This is a genomic window from Flintibacter sp. SJQ-8 (genome assembly GCF_054108085.1).
This window is the reverse complement of sequence record NZ_JBPJWR010000013.1, coordinates 1-18,738: the sequence shown is the minus strand read 5'-3', so window position 1 is coordinate 18,738 and position 18,738 is coordinate 1. Positions and strand designations below refer to the sequence as shown.

Here is an 18,738-nt window from a genome sequence, read left to right as displayed (position 1 = left end):
GAAGCCTTTTCTTTTCATCTATCCTTAAGCAGTTTTCTTGCTTTGGACGCGCTTGTGATGGGTGTACAGGTTGAAGATCAGGGAGAACAGGGCGATGGCCAGGAACACGCCGGAGATGGGGTGGGTGATGAACTCCATGTAGTTGCCGTTGCTATAGGACAGGGCCCGGCGGAAGTTCAGCTCCATGATGGAGCCCAGCACAAAGCCCAGGATCAGCGGCGTGGTGGGGAAGTTGCCCTTGCGCAGCAGATAGCCGACGAGGCCGAAGAAGATCAGGGCCCAGCAGTCGAAGATGCGGTTGTTGGTGCCATAGGCGCCCACCATGCACAGCACAAAGACCAGGGGCAGCAGCAGGGGCTGGGGCACCTTCAGGATCTTGACGAAGCCCTTCATGCCGAAGAACATGATGAACAGCATGAACAGAGAGGACAGGGCCACGGCGGCATAGATGGCATAGACCACTTCGCCGTGCTCCCGGAAGATCAGGGGGCCGGGCTGAACGCCCTTCATGATCAGGGCACCCAGCAGCAGAGCGGAGGTGGAGTCGCCGGGGATGCCCAGGGTCAGCAGGGGGATGATGGTGCCGCCCACGGTGGCGTTGTTGGCCGTTTCAGAGGCCACCACGCCGTCGATGATGCCGGTGCCGAACTTCTCGGGGTGCTTGGACTGGTTCTTGGCGATGGTATAGGACAGCATGTTGGACGTGCCGGAGCCGATACCGGGCAGGATGCCCAGACCGATGCCGATCAGGGCGCTGCGGATGCAGTTGGGTATCTGAGAGAAGAACTCCTTCAGGCTGAACCCAAAGCCCTTGATGTTAAAGTCGGTGATGACGGTGGCCTTCTGGCTGGCCGAGGGCTTGTGGCTATTCTCCGCCGCCAGCAGGATCTCAGAGATGGCGAACACGCCCACCAGCACGGTGAGGATGTCGAAGCCGCCGTTCAGGGCGTTGGAGCCGAAGGTATAGCGGCTCACCGAGTCGATGGGAGCCAGGCCCACTGTGGCCAGCATCAGACCGATGATGCCGGTGATCAGGCCCTTGACCAGGTTCTCCTCGGACAGGGTGATGATCAATGTCAGGGAGAAGACGGTGATGGAGAAATACTCCCAGGGGCCGAACTTGATGGCGATGTTGGCCAGGGCGGGAGAGATACCCACCAGGGCCAGCAGGCTGAGGATGGTACCCATAAAGGAGAACACGATGCCCACGCCCAGGGCCTTGCCCGCCTGACCCTTCCGGGCCAGGGGGGTGCCGTCCAGACAGGTGGCCATAGAGGCCGGGGTGCCGGGGATGTTCAGCAGAATGGCGGAGATCAGGCCGCCGGAGATGCCGCCGATGTACAGGGCCATCAGGGTGGCCTGGCCCTCGGTGGCCGCCATGCCATAGGTCATGGGCAGGAACATGGCGATGGCCATGGTGGCGGTCAGTCCGGGGATACAGCCGAACAGGATGCCAACCAAGGTGCCCACAAAGACCCACATCACAGCCGAGGGGTTGAGCAGGACGGCGGAAATGCCTTGCATGATCATTGTTTGAAAAACCTCCTTCTCAGCCCAGGACGCCCATGGGGAGCGTCAGACTAAAGCCCTTGACGAAGATCAGGGTGATGGCCACCGAGAACACCAGGGCCACCACGAACACCGCCACACAGGTCTTGGGGGTGCGCTTCTCCTTGGGCAGCAGGATATAGGACAGGCCCAGGACGAACAGGGTGGACATGATGGTAAAGCCCACGGTGTCCAGCAGGGCCACATAGATCACCAGCAGCAGGAATACCAGGATGATGGCCGGATCGACGGGGAAGCGGCTGGCCTCCTCCGTCTCCCCCGCCTCCTGGGCCCGGGCCTTCTTCAGGTCCCGGATGCCCCGGAAGATCAGGATGGCGCTGAGCACCATCACGGCGATGCCGTATACTTTCGGAATGAAATCCGAGGTGATGATCCCCGGCAGGCCGGAGTTATACTGCTTGATCTGGGTGGCCATGGCGTAATAGACAGCCGCCAGAACAAAGAGCACCGCGCCGGAGATGATATCGCTGTACTTTTTCATGGATGCCTCCTCTTTGCCTCCATCCGGCGGGCTTACTTCTTCAGATAGCCGGCCTTTTCACACTCGCGGATCAGGGCCTCGCGTCCGGCGCCGCTGGCGGGCAGGTTGGGCAGATAGGGGTCGCCCACATCCAGGCCCATCAGGTTGCAATAGTCCTTGGTGGCCACAGGGAAGCTGGACTTGTCCATGGCCAGGCGCATGGGGTTGAACTGGAACTGGAGCCGCAGGGCCTCCTTCAGGTCGCCGGAGGCGAAAGCGTTATAGATGGAGCAGACCAGCTTGGGCACGAAGTTGGCGGTGGTACACACGCTGCCGGTGGCGCCCACGCACAGGCTGGGATAGATCAGGGTGTCCTTGCCGCCCATGACCTGGAAGCCCACGTCCTGGTTGCGACGGATGAACTCCTCCAGCTGGGTCACGTCGCCGGAGGAATCCTTCATGCCCACGATGTTCTTCACCTCGTGGGCCAGGCGCTCCACCAGGTTGCCGCTCATGGTATAACCGGTTCGGCCGGGGTTGTTATACAGCAGCATGGGCATCTCGGGCACGCTGTCGGCGATGGACTTAAAGTGCAGGAACAGCTCGTCCTCGGTGGGCTTGAGGAACATGGGCTGGAGCACGCTGATGGCGTCGGCGCCCAGGCGCTGGGCCATCTTGGCGATGCGGATGCACTTTTTGGTGCTGATGGCGCCGATGCCCATGTACACGGGGACGCGGCCCTTGGCCTGATCCAGGATGATCTTCAGCACCCGCTCCTGCTCGTCCTCTTCCACCATATAGAACTCGCCGTTGCTGCCAAAGGCCAGGATGCCGCTCACGCCGCCCTCGATGACATAGTCCACCTGGGCGCGGAGCTTGGCCTCGTTCACGTTCTCTTCCTTGTCGATGGGGGTGATGATGGGCACCACGATGCCGCTGAGCTTGAACTGCTTCATAAAAAAGTTCCTCCTTGCATAAAACCGGCGTTCCCCCTGCATCCGCGCATACCGGCCGGGGTGGGGGCGTTACAGCCGCCGCCGTTTCTTATCGTGGCTAAATTGTATCGGACAAGCCCCGGGGAAACAATGTCCATTTTGTCTAAAAAAAGCGGCGAGAAAATGACGAACCTGAAAATCGTTCATCTTTTGAACTGTTAAATTTTATTTTACGAAATATTGTGAAAAGTTCTTGCGCATTTTGAACGGTCAGTCTATAATTTCTCTGTAAAAAGAGTTTTCAGCCCCCGCAAGGCCGGTGAAATTCCCGGTCTTTCAAACGATAACACGGTAAAGGAGCGGCAAATCATGGCAAAGCTGGCGGTCATCCTCCCCCACGAGAACCTGCGGGACACCATGCGGATGCTGCTGCGGATGATGCGCATGGACCAGGCGGTCATCCTGCAATACAGCGGCGATTATAACGAGATCCCCGCCCTGGTCAGCCAGGCCAAGCACCAGGGCATCGACATCATCCTCACCCGTGGACTGGTGGCCGAGCGGGTGCGCCAGTGCTCCGACCTGCCGGTGGTGGATATCCGGGTCACCGCCCAGGAGCTGGGCGTGATGATCCAGCAGGCCAAGGTCCTCACCATGAAAACGCCCCCCACCATCGCCATCATGGGCACGGCCAGCATGTTCTGCGACTATTGCCGCCTGAGCGAGTTGCTCCACGTCACCCTCACCTCCTATCTCATCGCCCCGGACGACCCGGACCCCTCCACCAGTCTGGCCAAGCAGACGGAGCTGGCGGTGCAGGACCACGTGGACGCCATCATCGGCGGCACCATTGCGTGCAGCGTGGCCCAGGCCCACAGCGTGCCCTCCATCTTCCTCAGCTCCACCCTGGACTCCCTTCAGGAGGGGCTGCGCAACGCCAAGCGCATGGCCTATGCCATCGACCAGGAGAAGAACAACGCCGCCGAGGTCCAGACCATGCTGGACAGCTCCTTCTCCATCCTCATCCGCTTCAGCCGGGAGGGCTATATCACCACGGTGAACAAGGCGGCCACCGCCCGCCTGGGCCAAAAGGCGGAGGACATCTATGACCGGCCCCTCCTCTCCCTGGTCAGCGGCATCTCTCACCAGCAGCTCCAGCGGGTGGTGCTCACGGGCAGCAGCTTAAACTCCGTGTTCATCACCATCGGGGCGGACCGCTTTGTGGCCAACCTGGTCCCCGTGCGCATCTCCGACGGCAGCATCGTGGGCGGCGTCCTCTCCTGCGACGAGGTGGACCGCATCGAAACGGTCAGCGCCGACATCCGCCGGGAGCAGCGCCGCCTGCGTCACCCCGCCATCCACGATTTCCAGACCTGGCCCTGCCGCTCCCCCCAGATGAAACAGCTGCGGGAGGAGGCTGAGCGCTTCGCCCTGTCTGACGCCCCCATCCTCCTGCGGTATGAGCCGGGCTGCTATCCCCAGGTCCTGGCCGAGGCCATCCACAACGCCAGCGAGCGGCGGGAAATGCCCTTCGTCTCCATGGACTGCGCCGAGACCAGCCCCCAGGAGCAGCTGGAGCGGCTGTTCGGCTATGGGGAGTCGGGGTACGACGTGGCCCGCTCCCTGTGCGCCCTGGCCCACACCGGCACCCTCTATCTGCAAAAGCCGGAATTCCTCTGCCCCCAGGCCCAGAACCGCCTGCGGCGGCTGCTCACCCAAAACGTGCTGGAGAACACCGCCTCCGCCAGCCCCTATCCCCTGGACCTGCGGCTCATCGCCGCCACCGAGGCCACGGCGGAGGAGTGGGCAGTTCTGGACGGCTTTGACCGGGAGCTGCGTTTTCTCATGAGCGGCTTGGTCCTCCGCTTCCCCGCCCTGCGGGAGATGCCCGAGGAGATCGAATACACCTATCCCCTCTATCTCAACCGTTATCTGAAAAAGTATCAGCGCTATCTCTCCGTGACCAAGGGCGGCCACGACTGGTTTCTGCGCCAGCCCTGGCCGGGGAACTATATCCAGCTGGACCGCTTTTGCGAGCGGCTGGTCCTCTCCGCCCCCCGGCGCAGCATCGACGAGCGGCTGCTGAGTGACCTAATGCAGGAGGTCTCTCCCGCCCCCGTGGCCCCTCCCGCTTCTGCAGCCTATCCCAATGAGGAGGCCCAACGTATCGCCCAGGCTCTGGCCAAAAACCTGGGCCGCCGCCAGGAGACCGCCCAGGACCTGGGCATCAGCGTGAGCACCCTGTGGCGAAAGATCAAAAAATATCACATCGGGGTATAAAATCAGCCCGCTCTCCCATTCGAGAGCGGGCTGTGTCTATGCTTTTGGAATTCTTACGCGCGCCGGTCAGAACGCCAGCTCGCCGATCTCCTCCTCTACCAGGTCGGTGAGGGTGCAGTCCCGCACCCGGTCAAAGATGTATTCGATGTCGGGATACAGGAAGCGGTCGTTGTCCACAAAGGGGATGGTCTGACGCAGGAAGTCCCGCACCTTGGCGATGGCGGGGGAGGGAGTCTCCGGCTTGAGGAAGTCGGTGGCCTGAAGGGCGGTGTAGATCTCAATGGCGGTGACGTATTGCAGCTTGCGCACGCAGGCCTGGGCCTTCTTGGAGGCGTAGTAGGCCATGGACACCGGGTCCTCCTGTCCGGCGCAGGTGGGGATGGAGTCGATGGTGGCGGGGATGGCCAGGTGCTTGATCTCGTTCATCAGTCCGGCGGCGGTGTACTGGGGGATCATAAAGCCGCTGTTCAGCCCGGGGTTGGACACCAAAAAGGCGGGCAGGCCGTCGTTCAGGTTCCGGTTCACCATGCGGTCGGTGCCTCGCTCCACCACCTTGCCGATGATGGCGCAGGCCATGGAGATCATGTCCGCGTGGGCCCCCACAAAGCTGCCGTCGAAGTTGCCGCTCATCAGGGCCACGCCGTCGTTCTCCCCCTCGGCAAAGATCTCCGGGTTGTCGCTGACGGAGTGCATCTCGTCCACGATGACCTCATAGGCCTCCTTCACCAGCTTTTTGGCCGCGCCGTGGATGTGGGGCATACAGCGCATGACATAGGCGTCCTGCACCTTGTCGTTGACGTGGTTTTCGCAGATGTTGCTGCCCGCCAGCATCCGGCGCAGGTTGTCGGCGGAGCTGCCCTGCTCCTCGTGGTGCTTGTTGGCGTGGATGCGGGGGTCCAGGGCCTTGGTGGTGCCCCGCAGGGCCTCATAGCACATGGCCCCGGCCAGCTCCGCGTTCTTCAGGGCGGTGATGGACTCATACAGGGCCAGCAGACCAAGAGCGGTGACGGTGATGGTGCCGTTTAACATGCTCAGGCCCTCTTTATAGGACAGGACCAGGGGCTCCAGGCCGTTTTCCTTCAGCACGGGCAGGGCGGGCACGGCCTTGCCGTCCTGAAAGATCTTGCCCTCGCCCATATAGGCCATGACCAGGTGGGCCTCCACGCCCAGATAGCCCACAGAGCCCTCGCTGGGAGCGAAGGGGATCAGGTCCAGGTTCAGCATCTTACGGATCAGGTCCAGGGTGCCGATGCGGATGCCGGAGTGGCCCTTGCCCGCATTCAGGATGGTCATCAGCATCACCGCCCGGGCCTGCTCCCGGTCCAGGGGCTCGCCCACGGCGCAGGAGTGGGTGCGGACGATGTTCTCCTGAAGGGTGGTGGCGTCCTTGGGGGAGATGGTATAGCGCACGTTCTCCCCAAAGCCGGTGGTCACGCCATAGATGATCCGGCCCTCCTCCAGGAATTTATCCAGCAGGGCGTGGTTGGCGTTCACCGCGTCGATCATCTGCTGGGAGAACTCCAGCTTGGCGCCGAACTTCACCACGGCGATGAACTCGTCCAGGGTGACCATGCAGTCGGTGAGGGTGACGGTCTTGATCTGGCGGGCTTCTTTCACAGAGATGTTCATATGTACTCCTCCTAACGTCTGTCCAAGTGAGGTTTATCCTTCTGTCTTTATATAAAGCAAATCCCGTGCCAGCGTTGAGCTTTCCACATTTTTATTTTTTGTGTGGAAAACCCGGCGGTTTCCCCGGTTTTACCCAAATTTTCAGGGGCAAAAAAATTGCGGCCCCGGGGTGGGACCGCAAAAATTTTTGACTGTCAAATTTTTTGGCGCAAAATATTTTTTCTATTCTTCCTGATTCAGGCCGAATTTCTTCAGATAATACTGCACGTTCTGGCGGCTGAGCCCCAGCTGCCTGGCCGCCCGGGTGACGTTCTCCCCGCTGGCCTGATAGGCCTGGAGGATCAGCCTGCGCTGATAGTTCTGTACCAGCTGATTAAAGCTGTGGGAGCTGGCCGGGGCAATTTCCTCCCGCTCCGCCGCCGGGGGAAGCTCCGGCCTGCTCTGCTGAAGGCGCAGAAAATACCCGGGGAACTCCGTCCCGGTGAGCACGCCCCCCTCCGACACGCTGAGGGCATAGTCCATGATGTGAAACAGCTCCCGCACGTTGCCCGGCCAGGAGTGCTTCTCCAGCCGCTCCCAAAAGGCGGGGCGGATCTCGTCCACCGGCTGGGCGGCCATGTCCCGGTGCTCCCGAACATAGTGCCACACCAGCTCCTTCAGGTCGCTCAGCCGCTCCCGCAGGGGCGGGATGTCGATGACGACAGAGGCCAGGCGGTAAAACAGGTCCTTGCGCAGCTTCCCCGTCTCGCTGAGGGCATAGGCGTCCTCGTTGCAGGAGGCGATGACACGCACGTCGATGGGGATATAGCCCGTGCCGCCGATGCGCTGGATCAGCCGCTCTTGCAAGGCCCGCAGCAGCTTGGCCTGCATCCCCAGGCTCATGGAGTTCAGCTCGTCCAGGAACAGGGTGCCGTGGTTGGCCTCCTCCATCAGGCCCACCTTGTCCGTGCTGCCGGTAAAGGCCCCCTTCACCGTGCCGAACAGCATCCCCTCGATCAGGGTCTCCGGGAAGGCGGCGCAGTTCACCGCCACAAATTTCTGCCGCCGCCGGAGGCTCAGGTTATGGATGCCCTGGGCAAATATCTCTTTGCCCGTGCCCGTCTCCCCCTGGATGAGGATGTTGTTGTCCCGGGCGGCCATCTTCCGGGCCAGCTCCTTGGCCTCCACCAGTCCGGGGGAGGAGCCGATGAGATCGGCCAGGGTATACCGGGTGTTGGGGCCGGAGCGCTCCACCTCCGGCAGGTGCTCCAGCAGGGCCTGTTGGTCCTGCTGCCCCGTCTCCAGCAGGCGCTTGGTCATCTTCAGGTTCCGCTCGAAGGTCACGCAGCCCAGGGTCTCCCCGTCCTCCCCCGCCACGGGATAGGCGGAGGTGATGGTGTTCAGCTCCACGCCGATGGTAGACTTATACCGGTCAAAGCGCCGGTTCATGGCTTTGCCCCGGCGCAGGGCGGTCATGGTGGTGCTATAGTCGGGCCGGACGGCGAACACGTCCAGCAGGGCCTGGCCCTGAAGGGTCTGATCCAGGGGGATGCCCAGCAGCTGCTCCTTGCTGGCCCGGTTGAAAAAGACGATGTGGGCGTCCTGGTCATAGATCTGCACCCCATAGGGCACCTGGTCCAGTGCGGCCTCCAGCAGCCGCTCCCGCTCCGACGGCTCCTCCCGCCGCATCGCGCTGTATTGGTCTTTCAACAAAGCGGTTCACCTCCGTGTTCCATTGTAACTTAAAATTTAGACTTATAACATTTGCAATGTTACAAGTCTAAAAAACGTGTTATCTTCCCGCGACCTTGTTTGCGTACATCTCCCGGTCGGCCTGCTTCACGGCGCTGTCCGGGTCGGTCTCTGCGGGGTCGAAGGGGGTCATGCCCACGGCTACGTCGGGCAGGCGGGGCAGCTTCTCCCGCTCCGCCGCCAGCAGGGCGCGGAACTGCTCCGTGCGGGTCCGGGCCTGGTCCTGGCTCCCGTCAAAAATGACACAGAACTCGTCCCCGCCGATACGGTAGCACCGGCCCTCCCGGCCATAGGCCCGCTGCATGGCCCGGGCGATGGTCTGGAGCACCCGGTCTCCATACTGGTGGCCGAACTGGTCGTTCACCGCCTTGAACCGGTTCACGTCCATCATCAGCAGGATCGCCGGGCGGCGGAGGTGGGAGAGCTGGCTGTCATAGCCCCGGCGGTTGCGCAGGCCGGTGAGGGCGTCGGCGTTCTGCACCACGCCGGAGTAATAGAGATAGGTGAACATCACCGCAAAGGCCAGACAGGGATAGTCCGCCCGGATCTGCCGGTTGCACAGGCGCATCGCCACCCCGCTGGCGAAAAACACCAGGATCAGGGCCATGATGTTGCCCCCGGCGGCCTGGTTCCGGCGGCCAAAGCGCACCCCCTCCCAGATGAACACCAGGGCGGCGGTGAAATAGACCGCCACGTATATCCAATAGAGCTCCCCGTGGACATAGACGTTGTTTGCGTCAAAGGCCACGATCAGGCCGAAGGGGGCGGCGGCCACCTCCACCGCCCCGTGGACGATAAGCAGCCACTTCAGCTGCCGGGCCCTTTTCTCCGCGTCCAGCGCCCGGAGAAACTCCACCGCCACAAAGGGGGCGATGGTCAGCTCCAGCACCTTCACCCCCAGGTGCAGCCAGCGCAGCCCCGGGCCGCTGCCGTCCAGAAAGACGGTGAGCCACTCCGCCCCGGCGGCTGCCGCCACTGTGGCAAAGATCACCTGAAACTGCCGCTGCTTCTCCCGGTCCAGCCAGTCGCTGCTGTGGACGATCAGGGCCATGATGCCCATGGCAAAGCAGGTGAGATAGATCATCCCGGTGTAATAGGCCGTCATGCCAGGCCCTCCTCTCCTATCAGGTCTCATTGCGCTCCTGACGCAGGTTTTGTCAAAACAACGCATCTATTTTACTGTATTCCCCCGGAAATTTCAAGGAATTTTCCCGAGAAAATGGGGAGGAGCCCCAGCCGCGCATTCGGCTGAGGCTCCCCCACAATGCAGTCAGGAAGTGATAGAAAGAAGGTCTGGAAGGTTAAGTTTATGTGTTTTGCGTGACGATTTGAGAAAGGTTTACTGATCTTTCCACAGCCGGCGCATGGCGGCTTCCACCACGTGGCCCACCAGCACGGTGGAGGTGACGGAGCCCACGCCGCCGGGGACGGGGGTGATGGCCTCCACGATGGGTTCCACCTCTTCAAAGGCCACGTCGCCGTGGAGCTTGCCGTCCTTGCCCAGGGTGACGCCCACGTCCACCACGATCTGGCCGTGGCGCACATAGTCGCGCGTCACCAGGCCGGGGCAGCCCGCGGCGGAGATGATGATGTCAGCGTCCTTGCACAGGTCCCGGGTGTCCTCGGGCCGGGAGAGGATGTGGCAGACGGAGACGGTGGCCTCCTCGTTCATCATCAGCAGGGCGGTGGGCAGACCCACGGTCATGCTCTTGCCAATGACGGTGATCCGCTTGCCCTGAAGGGGGATCTGGTAATACTTCAGAATCTCCAGGCTGGCCTGGGCGGTGCAGGGGGCATAGCCCACCGCGCTGGGGGACAGCAGCACGCCCATGGCGGAGGAGGTCATGGCGTCCACGTCCTTAGAGGCGTCCAGCGTCCGGGCCACTCTGGGGGTGTCCAGGTGGGGGGGCAGGGGCCGGAACATCAGGCAGCCGTGGATGCCGCTGTCGTGATTGATGCCCTCCAGGGTCTCCACCAGCTGGTCCTCGGTGACCGACTCGGGCAGAATGAAGTTGCGCACCTCCACGCCCAGAGCCTGGGCCCGCTTGGTGGCGCCCCGCTCATAGGAGATGTCGTTGGCCTTTTCGCCCACCCGGACGATGGCGAAGACGGGGGTCACGCCCGCCTCCTTCAAGGTGGCACACTGATCCAGCAGCCGCTGGCTCATGGCCTCGGCCACGGGGCCGCCTTTTAATAACAGAGCCATTGCGCATCGTTCCTTTCTGTGCTCAATACTCCACGTTGTAGTACATGTCCTCAAAGTCCTTGCGGATGGAGGGGGAGACCCACTCGCTGGAGAACATGGGGTGAGAGGTGGCGATCTGCTTGACCTCGGCGGCGATCTCGTCCAGAACGGCCTGGTTGTCCTTGTTCTTCAGGGCCTTGCCCAGCAGGTGGCCGATGTGCTCCATCTCCTCCTCCTTGGCGCCGCGGGTGGTCATGGTGGGGCTGCCGATGCGCAGGCCGCTGCCGCAGCTGGGGGGCAGCTGGTCATAGGGGATCATGTTCTTGTTGGTGACCAGGCCCAGGCTGTTCAGCAGGGTCTCGGCCTCCAGGCCGTTCACGCCCAGGGGGGTCACGTCGATCATGACCATGTGGGTGTCGGTGCCGCCGGTGATCAGGCGCATGCCCTCGTCGGCGCAGCCCTTGGCCAGGGCCTTGGCGTTCTTGCACACCTGCTTGGCATACTCCTTGAACTCGGGCTGGAGCAGCTCATAGAACAGCACGCCCCGGGCGGCCAGCATGTCGCCCTTGGGGCCGCCCTGCAGGCGGGGGAACACGGAGCGGTCGATCTTCAGGCTCAGCTTGGTATACTTGGGGGAGCCGTCCTTGTTCTTGCCGTCGGGGATCTCGATGTCCTTGCACACCAGGATCACGCCGCAGCCGCGGGGACCGCGCAGGGTCTTCTGGGTGGAGAAGGTGATGACGTGGGCATACTCCACGGGGCTGGGGATGGCGCCGCCGGCGATCAGGCCGCAGTCGTGGGCGCAGTCCACCCAGAAGTAAGCGCCCACCTCGTCGCAGATCTCCCGGAAGCGCTTATAGTCGATGAGGCGGGGATAGGAGGAAGCGCCCACACAGATCAGCTTGGGCTTGTTCTCCAGGGCCAGGCGGTGGACCTCGTCCATGTCGATCATCTCGGTCTCACGGCTGACGCCATAGTGGACGGCGTTGAACATGGCGCCGCTGAAGTGGAACTTGGCGCCGTGGCTCAGGTGGCCGCCGTTGTCCAGGGTCAGACCCATAAAGGTGTCGCCGGGCTTCAGGAAGGCCCGCAGGACGGCGATGTTGGCGATGGTGGCGTTGCCGCACTGGATGTTGGCGTGGTCCACGCCAAAGGCCAGCTTCACCCGCTCCACGGCCAGCAGCTCGGCCTGGTCGGACAGCTGACAGCCGCCCACAAAGCGCTTGCCGGCATAGCCCTCGGTGTTCTTGTTGGTGAAGGCGGAGCCCTCCAGGCAGGAGGCCATGGGGGACACCACGTTTTCAGAGGCAATGAGGCCGATGGTCTCGAACTGGCGCTTCTCCTCCCGGTGCAGCAGGGTGGCCATCTCGGGGTCGAACACGTCCAGCAGCTTGATCGCATCCTGTTTGGTGGGGTTAGACATAATAAATTGCTCCCTTCCTGTTATGACAAAATATTGTGTGTTTTGTGTGTATTTTGGCTTTCCGCCCTGAATTCTGCCCGATTTTCGCAAAAAAGGAAGGCCGACTCAGGGGCACGGCGGGCACCGTGTCCAAAAAGCCGACCTTCCAAAGGGCAGTTTCTCAGGGGGAGACTGAGAAACCAATTTTGTAAGGAACCTCCGACCCACGCGGGTCGTTATGCTGTTTTCGCTGGGACTTAAATTCCGGTGGGATTCTCCCGGGCGGCGGGATAGGCCATGAGATAGTGGTTCTGGGCGTCCCGCAGGGCCACGATCACCGCCTTTTGGGCCAGGGCCAGAAAGCGCTTTTTCAGGACGTCGCACATCTCATCCATCTGGGTGACGATGTTCTTCCCGATGAGCAGGTGGGCCAAAAAGTCGTTGGTGTTCTGCATGACCATGTTCCCGCTGGCGCTTAGGATGCGGTTGCTGTGGACGTCCACCACCAGGCTGAGGGAAAAGGTGCCGTACATGGCGTTGATGGCGTCGTCCTTGGTGACCTTGGCTACGCCGGTGATAAAGACCGAATCGTCCGGCCAATACATCTTGCATCCATCCTTTCTGTTTTCCGGTTTGGGGCCCCGTTTGGCAAATAAAAAACGGACGCAAGCAAACAACAATGGAGAGATACCACAATACATATCCGTATCAATAAGGTATCGCGCCACAAAGAATGTTTGGCTTCGTCCAAATTTATTTTGATTTTGAGAGGTCATCTCAAAACCAATAAATTTAACTTGCCCACAGGATAGCACAATTTTCTTTTCCCGTCAATCGGGCATCCTACACAAAATCCCAACCTTCATTTTGTGCTGTTTTCCGTCTTTACACTTTCGTTTGTTTGGTGTATCATGCAATTGCTTTGAAATTTTAAAGACGCAAAACCCACGCACACCCCCATACAATAAAATAAGTCTTCTTCATTGGGTCCCGGATATCCTCCGTGACCAGAGATGGAAAAGGCCAGAAAGCTCTTTGTCCCCCGCCAATGTGGGCGCGGACACAAAGAAATCTTTCTAGCCCTTTGTTTTTGAAGGAGCGGTTTGAGCGCGGCTCTTCAAAAATATAAGGGTTCAGCACCACCCGTCATTGGAAGGCCCCCGGTCTTCCCCGTTCCGTAAGCTGCTTGGGTTAAGCAGGGAGCAAGAAATGAAAAATAGGAGCTGAGATAATATGAGTCTGTCCCTTAACCTGTATCAGTCTATGGCGCTTGCCGTTGCCATCTTCTACTTCGGCGCGTTTCTGAAATCGAAAATTTCCGTCTTCCGTACTTACTGCATCCCCAGCCCCGTCATCGGCGGCATTATCTACGCCATCGTGAACCTGATCCTGTATCAGACCGGCGTACTGCAACTCTCCGTTGACACCACGCTGCAAAGCGTGTTTATGAACGTCTTCTTCACCAGCGTGGGCTTCACCGCCGGATTCGGCATGCTGAAGAAGGGCGGCAAGTCCCTCATCGTCTTCCTGGTGGCCGTGTGTATCCTCATCGGCATCCAGGACGTGGTCGGCGCCGCCCTGTGCAAGGTCTTCGGTCTCCAGCCCCTGCTGGGTCTGGCCCTGGGCTCCATGCCCCTCACCGGCGGCCACGGCACCACCACCGCCTTCGCCCCCCTGCTGGAGAGCATGGGCGTGCAGAACGCCCTCACCGTCGGCGTGGCCGCCGCTACCTATGGTCTGGTGGCCGGTAACGTCATCGGCAACCCCCTGGCCCGCCGCCGCATCAAGAAGCTGGGCCTGAGCTCCAGCGACGCCGCCCAGGTGGATCACGAGGCCCTGCTGGAGCTGAAGAAGAACACCGAGGGCACCGCCAAGCTGGACGTGGACCGGGGCACCCTGGCCCTGGCCCTCATCTTCCTGGCCTGCGGCCCGGGCACCCTGATCAGTATGCTCTTCGACAAGTTCAACATCACCCTGGCCTCCTATGTGGGCTCCATGATCATCGGCATCATCATCCGCAACGCCATCTGCGACAAGTTTGACCTGGACCTGCCCGTGCAGGAGATCGAGACCATCGGCTCCATCAGCCTGAACTTCTTCCTGGCCCTGGCCATGATGGGCATGCAGCTGTGGCAGCTGGCCGATCTGGCCGGTCCCATGGTGGCCATCCTGCTCATCCAGACGGTGCTCACCGGCCTGTTCGTCTATTTCGTCACCTTCAACATGATGGGCCGGGATTACGACGCCGCCGTCCTCAGCGCCGGTCACTGCGGCTTCGGCATGGGCGCCACCCCCAACGCCATGGCCAACATGGACGCCCTGACGAAGGTCTTCGGGCCCTCTGAAAAGGCCTACCTCATCATCCCCGTGTGCGGCGGCTTCTTCACCGACATCGTGAACTCCCTGATCCTCACGTTCTTCATGAACGTCCTGTAAGCGCTGTCTCTCCCCCGCGTCTAATTTCATATCCCCTTTTCTACCGGTGCTCCGGCGTCCCCGAAGCACATACCTACCAAAGGTCAGAAACAGGCGGCACGCCAGCCGCCTGCTTCTGGCCTTTTATTTTTTGCAAGGAGGGTCCCTTTCCCATGACGATCACACAACGCAAGCGTCAGCTCCGCATGGCCGTGCGCCGGGACGAGCAGCTGATCTCCATCTGTGACCGGGCCCGGTCTGACCAGGCGGTGGCCATCCAGGTGCTGGCCCTGCCGGAATACCGCCGGGCCCAGAGCCTGTTCTGCTTTGTCAGCACCACCCGGGAGATCGACACCACCCCCGTTCTGCTGGACGCCCTGCACAGCGGAAAGACCCTCTGCGTCCCCCTCTGCGTGGGGGAGGGGATCATGGAGCCCCGGCAGATCACCAGCCTGGACCAGCTCCACCGGGGCGCCTATGGCGTGCTGGAGCCGGAGGAGGACACCCCCAAAATGACCCTGGACCAGGTGGACCTGTCCATCATCCCCTGCGTCAGCTGTGACCGCCTGGGCCACCGTCTGGGCCAGGGCACCGGGTTCTATGACCGCTTTTTCGCCGGAAATCCCGAAAACGCCGCCATGCTCTGCCGGGAGAGCCTGCTGCGCACCATCATCCCCCGGGAGCCCCACGACGTGGTCTTTCCCCTGGTGATCACCGAGTTCGGCGTCTATCGCAAGGGCGTGCTGGACCTGGGCCGCCGCAGCCCCGCCTTTCGGGTGTGGGCGTGAACACTGTTACCGTTGAAAATTTTAGGGAGGCATCCATTTATGATAAACCAAAAGACTGACGCCATCGGCGTGATCGATTCGGGCATCGGCGGCTTCAGCGTGGCCCGCCGGGTGCAGGAGCTGCTGCCCCAGGAGAACATCCTCTATCTGGGCGACGGGGCCAACACCCCCTATGGCAACCACACCGCCGAGGAGATCTTAGAAATGACCCGCTATATGCTTCGCTTTATGGACAGCCATAACGTGAAGGCCCTTCTGGTCGCCTGCAACACCATCTCCTGTCTCATCGACCAATATCGGGACGAGATGCGCTGCCCCGTCCTCAGCGTGGTCCAGGCGGGGGCCGACGCCGTGGCCGCCACAGCCTATCAGCGGGTGGGCGTCATCTCCACCTGCTTCACCGCTCAGTCGGGCTGCTATCCCAACCTGATCCACAAGCAGGCCCCGGAGCGCCAGGTGTTCAGCCACGGCTGCCCCGACCTGGCCAACCTGGTGGAGCAGAATGTAGGCGACCCCGCCGCCCAGCCTGCCATCGACGCCGAGATCCGCGCCGGTCTGGACGGCCTGGTGAACGTGGACCACATCCAGTGCTGCGTGCTGGGCTGCACCCACTATCCCCTGGTGGAGGACAACATCCGCCGCCTGTACCCCACCCTGGACCTGCTGGACCCCGCCCGGCAGATGGCCAAGACCCTCTCCCGGGACCTGGACGCCCGGGGCCTGCGCAACGACCAGCGGGCCCCCGGCCGCATGGACATCTTCACCACCGGCAGCCTGGAGGAGTACATCAAAAAGGCCAACCGCGTTGGCCTGACCTCCATCCGCTCCGTGCAGTATCTGCCCCCCATGCAGATCGCCGACCAGCCCGCCATCTGAAGAAAATAAAATACGCCCCCGGCTCACCGGTTTTCACACCGATGCGCCGGGGGCGTCTGCTGTTGTCAACCAAAGAAGCCGTAGCCCTTGTCCACGTTATAAAGGCCGTAGAAGTCCAACGTGCCCGTCTTCTCCTCCTGATACTGTCCGGGCCACCAGGACAGGAATTCCTCGTCCAGGCCGTCTGTGGGCGTGTCGGGCAGATAGAGGATAAAGTCCTTCCCCTCCTCCACGCCATAGGGCTCCGAGGAGACGTAGCGCACGCCGTCCTCCACCCACTCCTTGTCCTGCTCATAGTCGCTGGTGAGGTCCTCCAGCGTCAGGGAATAGCTGTGGTCGTCCAGCTGCTTGATGTCCGTGAACTTCCCGGAGAAGGTGCAGGTATACATGGTCCCGTCGGGGTAGCTCTCTTCGCTGTCCCCCATGTCCGAATCGTGGTACACGCCGGAGAAGGAGCCGTCCGGCTCCAGAGTCAGGTCCGTGCTCCAGGCCCCCACGCCGCTGGCAAACTCCAGGTCGATGGGCAGACTGTCCGCCAGACCGCCGTCGGCCTTCCCCCCGCCGCTGTTCTGTCCGCACCCGGCCAAAAGCCCGGCGCACAGGGCCAGCGCCGTGGCCGCCGCAAAAATTTTCTTCATGATCTGTGCCTCCTAGATGGTTTTCCCATATTATAGCCCGTAGAAAGGGGCGTGGCAAGCGCTGAACGAAAAGAAAAATCTTACGCCGTCACATAGCAACGGCCTATCACATCAGAACGGACATTACAACCAGAAGAATCGCCAGAAATGTAAAGCTGATTCCGGAAAATAGTAAGAGAAAGTGCTTGCCTCCGCCGGGAATGCGGCGCGTATATTCTCGAAAGGTAATAAGACTTGCCAGAGAAGCCACCAGTGTCCCCGCACCGCCCACATTGACGCCAATCAAAAGCCCGCTGGCATCTTGTGTGAATCGGCTGAGTAGAATAGAGGCAGGGACATTGCTGATGATCTGGCAGGTAAGCGCGGAAATCAGCATGGTACCGTGGGATAAAAGACGGGCAAACAGTACCCGAACAGCTTCCATTCGGGCAAGATTTCCGGAAAAGGTGAAAAAAGCGGCAAAAGTGGCCAGCAGTCCCCAGTCCACAGTTTTCAGTGCGTGCCGATCCAGAAACCAGAGCGCCAGAACAATAATAATCAGGCCAAGAATATAGGGTACCAGCCGCAGCACCATGGCAACGGCTAAACAGAATAGCACACCATAGGTGACGGCTCGGCGTGAGTCTATCGCGATCCGTGCTTCCGGAACCGAAAGCTGTTCTTTTGGAAACGCCAAGCAGCACAGGAGAATCAGAACAGCAGACAGGAGGAACGGCGGCATCATAACAGAAAAGAACGTTTTCGTAGAAAGACCATAATAACTGAAAAGATAGAGATTTTGCGGATTGCCGAAAGGCGTGATCATTCCACACAGGTTAGCGGCGCAGTTTTGCAGGATGAAAAGGAGCGCAGTATGCTTGTCCTGACTTGTGGAGGAAAGGACAAACCAGCCCAGCGGCAGGAAGGTCAACAAAGCGGTATCGTTGGTCAGAAGCATAGAACCGAACATAGTAATAACCACTAATGCCGTACACACGCCCCGAACCGTGGAAAAAGTGCGCACCATCCGCTGGGAGAGGGCAGAAAAGATATGCAGGTCTCGCAAAGCACCTACCACCGCCAAAACACTAAACAGGCAGGAAAGCGTTTTAAGGTCGTAATAACCCAAGTAGTCCCTATCGGGCGGAACAAAGAATGCCGTTACAACTGCGGCCAATAGTGAAATAGCCAGCATAGCATTAGCACGACACCAGCATTGAATCTTACTCATAAAAAACTCCTTTTCATGGCTCTCAGCTCAGTAACAACAGGCTATTTTAGACATAAAAAAACCTTGAAGCCAATCGACTTCAAGGTTTTTGTGGAGCTGCTAGGCAGATTCGAACTGCCGACCTCATCCTTACCAAGGATGCGCTCTACCGACTGAGCTATAGCAGCAAATTAAATGGCGACTCGGAAGGGACTTGAACCCTCGACCTCCGGCGTGACAGGCCGGCGTTCTAACCAACTGAACTACCGAGCCATTTAAAATATCGAAACGGAAGAACCGTAATTCACAATGGCAGGGGCAGAAGGAATCGAACCCTCGGCACGCGGTTTTGGAGACCGCTGCTCTACCAGCTGAGCTATACCCCTATATGGTGGGCCTTCACGGGCTCGAACCGTGGACCGACCGGTTATGAGCCGGCTGCTCTAACCAACTGAGCTAAAGGCCCAAACCGTTCAAACTTATTTCTTGAAAGAGCGGCTTGCCGTCGTTCTGGCGACAAGCCGCTTTGGCTCCCCAAGTTGGACTCGAACCAACGACCCTGCGGTTAACAGCCGCATGCTCTACCGACTGAGCTATTGAGGAATGTGAAAGGGTCCGGTCTGGTCGACCAGACCCTTGTG

General features: G+C 60.6%; 15 protein-coding genes and 5 tRNA genes. 4 read left to right on the top strand and 16 right to left on the bottom strand.

Translation table 11 applies throughout. From position 1 onward, the window contains the following. Positions 1-24: 24 nt before the first annotated feature. The 3 genes from ACSAMP_RS10570 to ACSAMP_RS10560 are packed head-to-tail and all read right to left on the bottom strand — an operon-like array spanning position 25 to position 2,985. Entirely contained in the window at positions 25-1,530 is a 1,506-nt protein-coding gene (locus ACSAMP_RS10570; protein WP_457800436.1) for a tripartite tricarboxylate transporter permease, read from the bottom strand. 19 nt (positions 1,531-1,549) lie between these two features. Beyond that, on the bottom strand, positions 1,550-2,050 hold the full coding sequence (locus tag ACSAMP_RS10565) for a tripartite tricarboxylate transporter TctB family protein (RefSeq protein WP_457800435.1): 501 nt from the start codon (positions 2,048-2,050) through the stop codon (positions 1,550-1,552). Positions 2,051-2,082: 32 nt separating this feature from the next. Next, positions 2,083-2,985 carry a dihydrodipicolinate synthase family protein gene (locus ACSAMP_RS10560; RefSeq protein ID WP_457800434.1) on the bottom strand — a complete coding sequence of 301 codons (903 nt, stop codon included), beginning with the start codon at positions 2,983-2,985 and terminating at the stop codon, positions 2,083-2,085. Between the two features lie 348 nt (positions 2,986-3,333). Between ACSAMP_RS10560 and ACSAMP_RS10555 the strand changes: the two genes are divergently transcribed. Then, complete coding sequence (locus ACSAMP_RS10555) at positions 3,334-5,244, top strand: PrpR N-terminal domain-containing protein (RefSeq protein WP_457800433.1); 1,911 nt, start codon at positions 3,334-3,336, stop codon at positions 5,242-5,244. A 66-nt stretch (positions 5,245-5,310) separates the two neighbouring features. Here ACSAMP_RS10555 and ACSAMP_RS10550 read toward each other — a convergent pair whose 3' ends face one another. From ACSAMP_RS10550 to ACSAMP_RS10525, 6 genes are all read right to left on the bottom strand, one after another. Next, positions 5,311-6,873, bottom strand: a complete 1,563-nt coding sequence (locus ACSAMP_RS10550; protein ID WP_457800432.1) for an HAL/PAL/TAL family ammonia-lyase — start codon at positions 6,871-6,873, stop codon at positions 5,311-5,313. A gap of 222 nt (positions 6,874-7,095) precedes the next feature. Continuing rightward, positions 7,096-8,565, bottom strand: coding sequence for a sigma-54 interaction domain-containing protein (locus ACSAMP_RS10545; RefSeq protein ID WP_457800431.1), 1,470 nt, complete (start codon positions 8,563-8,565; stop codon positions 7,096-7,098). Between the two features lie 79 nt (positions 8,566-8,644). Further along, entirely contained in the window at positions 8,645-9,709 is a 1,065-nt protein-coding gene (locus ACSAMP_RS10540; protein WP_457800430.1) for a GGDEF domain-containing protein, read from the bottom strand. Between the two features lie 234 nt (positions 9,710-9,943). Continuing rightward, entirely contained in the window at positions 9,944-10,810 is an 867-nt protein-coding gene (locus ACSAMP_RS10535; RefSeq protein WP_457800429.1) for a bifunctional 5,10-methylenetetrahydrofolate dehydrogenase/5,10-methenyltetrahydrofolate cyclohydrolase, read from the bottom strand. Between the two features lie 22 nt (positions 10,811-10,832). Then, on the bottom strand, positions 10,833-12,212 hold the full coding sequence (locus ACSAMP_RS10530) for a serine hydroxymethyltransferase (RefSeq protein ID WP_457800428.1): 1,380 nt from the start codon (positions 12,210-12,212) through the stop codon (positions 10,833-10,835). Between the two features lie 236 nt (positions 12,213-12,448). Further along, on the bottom strand, positions 12,449-12,796 hold the full coding sequence (locus ACSAMP_RS10525) for a DUF3870 domain-containing protein (RefSeq protein WP_457800427.1): 348 nt from the start codon (positions 12,794-12,796) through the stop codon (positions 12,449-12,451). Between the two features lie 628 nt (positions 12,797-13,424). On the opposite strand from ACSAMP_RS10525, the gene gltS reads away from it, so the two are divergent. From gltS to murI, 3 genes are all read left to right on the top strand, one after another. After that, a complete protein-coding gene (gltS, locus tag ACSAMP_RS10520) occupies positions 13,425-14,627 on the top strand; it encodes a sodium/glutamate symporter (RefSeq protein ID WP_457800426.1) in 1,203 nt (400 codons plus the stop codon). Positions 14,628-14,779: 152 nt separating this feature from the next. Beyond that, complete coding sequence (locus tag ACSAMP_RS10515) at positions 14,780-15,394, top strand: 5-formyltetrahydrofolate cyclo-ligase (protein WP_457800425.1); 615 nt, start codon at positions 14,780-14,782, stop codon at positions 15,392-15,394. A gap of 39 nt (positions 15,395-15,433) precedes the next feature. Beyond that, positions 15,434-16,270 (top strand): glutamate racemase, encoded by an 837-nt coding sequence (murI, locus tag ACSAMP_RS10510; protein ID WP_457800424.1) that lies wholly within the window; start codon positions 15,434-15,436, stop codon positions 16,268-16,270. A gap of 65 nt (positions 16,271-16,335) precedes the next feature. On the opposite strand, the gene ACSAMP_RS10505 is transcribed toward murI, so the two are convergent. The 7 genes from ACSAMP_RS10505 to ACSAMP_RS10475 all read right to left on the bottom strand — a co-directional run bounded on the left by ACSAMP_RS10505 (position 16,336) and on the right by ACSAMP_RS10475 (position 18,700). Continuing rightward, positions 16,336-16,908 (bottom strand): hypothetical protein, encoded by a 573-nt coding sequence (locus ACSAMP_RS10505; RefSeq protein WP_457800423.1) that lies wholly within the window; start codon positions 16,906-16,908, stop codon positions 16,336-16,338. Positions 16,909-17,014: 106 nt separating this feature from the next. Then, on the bottom strand, positions 17,015-18,118 hold the full coding sequence (locus ACSAMP_RS10500) for an SLC13 family permease (RefSeq protein ID WP_457800422.1): 1,104 nt from the start codon (positions 18,116-18,118) through the stop codon (positions 17,015-17,017). Between the two features lie 91 nt (positions 18,119-18,209). Continuing rightward, positions 18,210-18,285 (bottom strand) — tRNA-Thr (locus ACSAMP_RS10495). An 8-nt stretch (positions 18,286-18,293) separates the two neighbouring features. After that, positions 18,294-18,370 (bottom strand) — tRNA-Asp (locus tag ACSAMP_RS10490). 37 nt (positions 18,371-18,407) lie between these two features. Next, a tRNA-Trp gene (locus ACSAMP_RS10485) sits at positions 18,408-18,483 on the bottom strand. A 3-nt stretch (positions 18,484-18,486) separates the two neighbouring features. After that, positions 18,487-18,563: transfer RNA gene (locus ACSAMP_RS10480), tRNA-Ile, on the bottom strand. 61 nt (positions 18,564-18,624) lie between these two features. Beyond that, positions 18,625-18,700: transfer RNA gene (locus ACSAMP_RS10475), tRNA-Asn, on the bottom strand. Positions 18,701-18,738 lie beyond the last annotated feature (38 nt).

Coding starts and splice junctions, on each gene's coding strand:
- ACSAMP_RS10570 (WP_457800436.1), bottom strand. CDS start 1,530: ATGATCATGCAAGGCATTTCCGCCGTCCTGCTCAACCCCTCGGCTGTG.
- ACSAMP_RS10565 (WP_457800435.1), bottom strand. CDS start 2,050: ATGAAAAAGTACAGCGATATCATCTCCGGCGCGGTGCTCTTTGTTCTG.
- ACSAMP_RS10560 (WP_457800434.1), bottom strand. CDS start 2,985: ATGAAGCAGTTCAAGCTCAGCGGCATCGTGGTGCCCATCATCACCCCC.
- ACSAMP_RS10555 (WP_457800433.1), top strand. CDS start 3,334: ATGGCAAAGCTGGCGGTCATCCTCCCCCACGAGAACCTGCGGGACACC.
- ACSAMP_RS10550 (WP_457800432.1), bottom strand. CDS start 6,873: ATGAACATCTCTGTGAAAGAAGCCCGCCAGATCAAGACCGTCACCCTC.
- ACSAMP_RS10540 (WP_457800430.1), bottom strand. CDS start 9,709: ATGACGGCCTATTACACCGGGATGATCTATCTCACCTGCTTTGCCATG.
- ACSAMP_RS10535 (WP_457800429.1), bottom strand. CDS start 10,810: ATGGCTCTGTTATTAAAAGGCGGCCCCGTGGCCGAGGCCATGAGCCAG.
- ACSAMP_RS10530 (WP_457800428.1), bottom strand. CDS start 12,212: ATGTCTAACCCCACCAAACAGGATGCGATCAAGCTGCTGGACGTGTTC.
- ACSAMP_RS10525 (WP_457800427.1), bottom strand. CDS start 12,796: ATGTATTGGCCGGACGATTCGGTCTTTATCACCGGCGTAGCCAAGGTC.
- gltS (WP_457800426.1), top strand. CDS start 13,425: ATGAGTCTGTCCCTTAACCTGTATCAGTCTATGGCGCTTGCCGTTGCC.
- ACSAMP_RS10515 (WP_457800425.1), top strand. CDS start 14,780: ATGACGATCACACAACGCAAGCGTCAGCTCCGCATGGCCGTGCGCCGG.
- murI (WP_457800424.1), top strand. CDS start 15,434: ATGATAAACCAAAAGACTGACGCCATCGGCGTGATCGATTCGGGCATC.
- ACSAMP_RS10505 (WP_457800423.1), bottom strand. CDS start 16,908: ATGAAGAAAATTTTTGCGGCGGCCACGGCGCTGGCCCTGTGCGCCGGG.
- ACSAMP_RS10500 (WP_457800422.1), bottom strand. CDS start 18,118: ATGAGTAAGATTCAATGCTGGTGTCGTGCTAATGCTATGCTGGCTATT.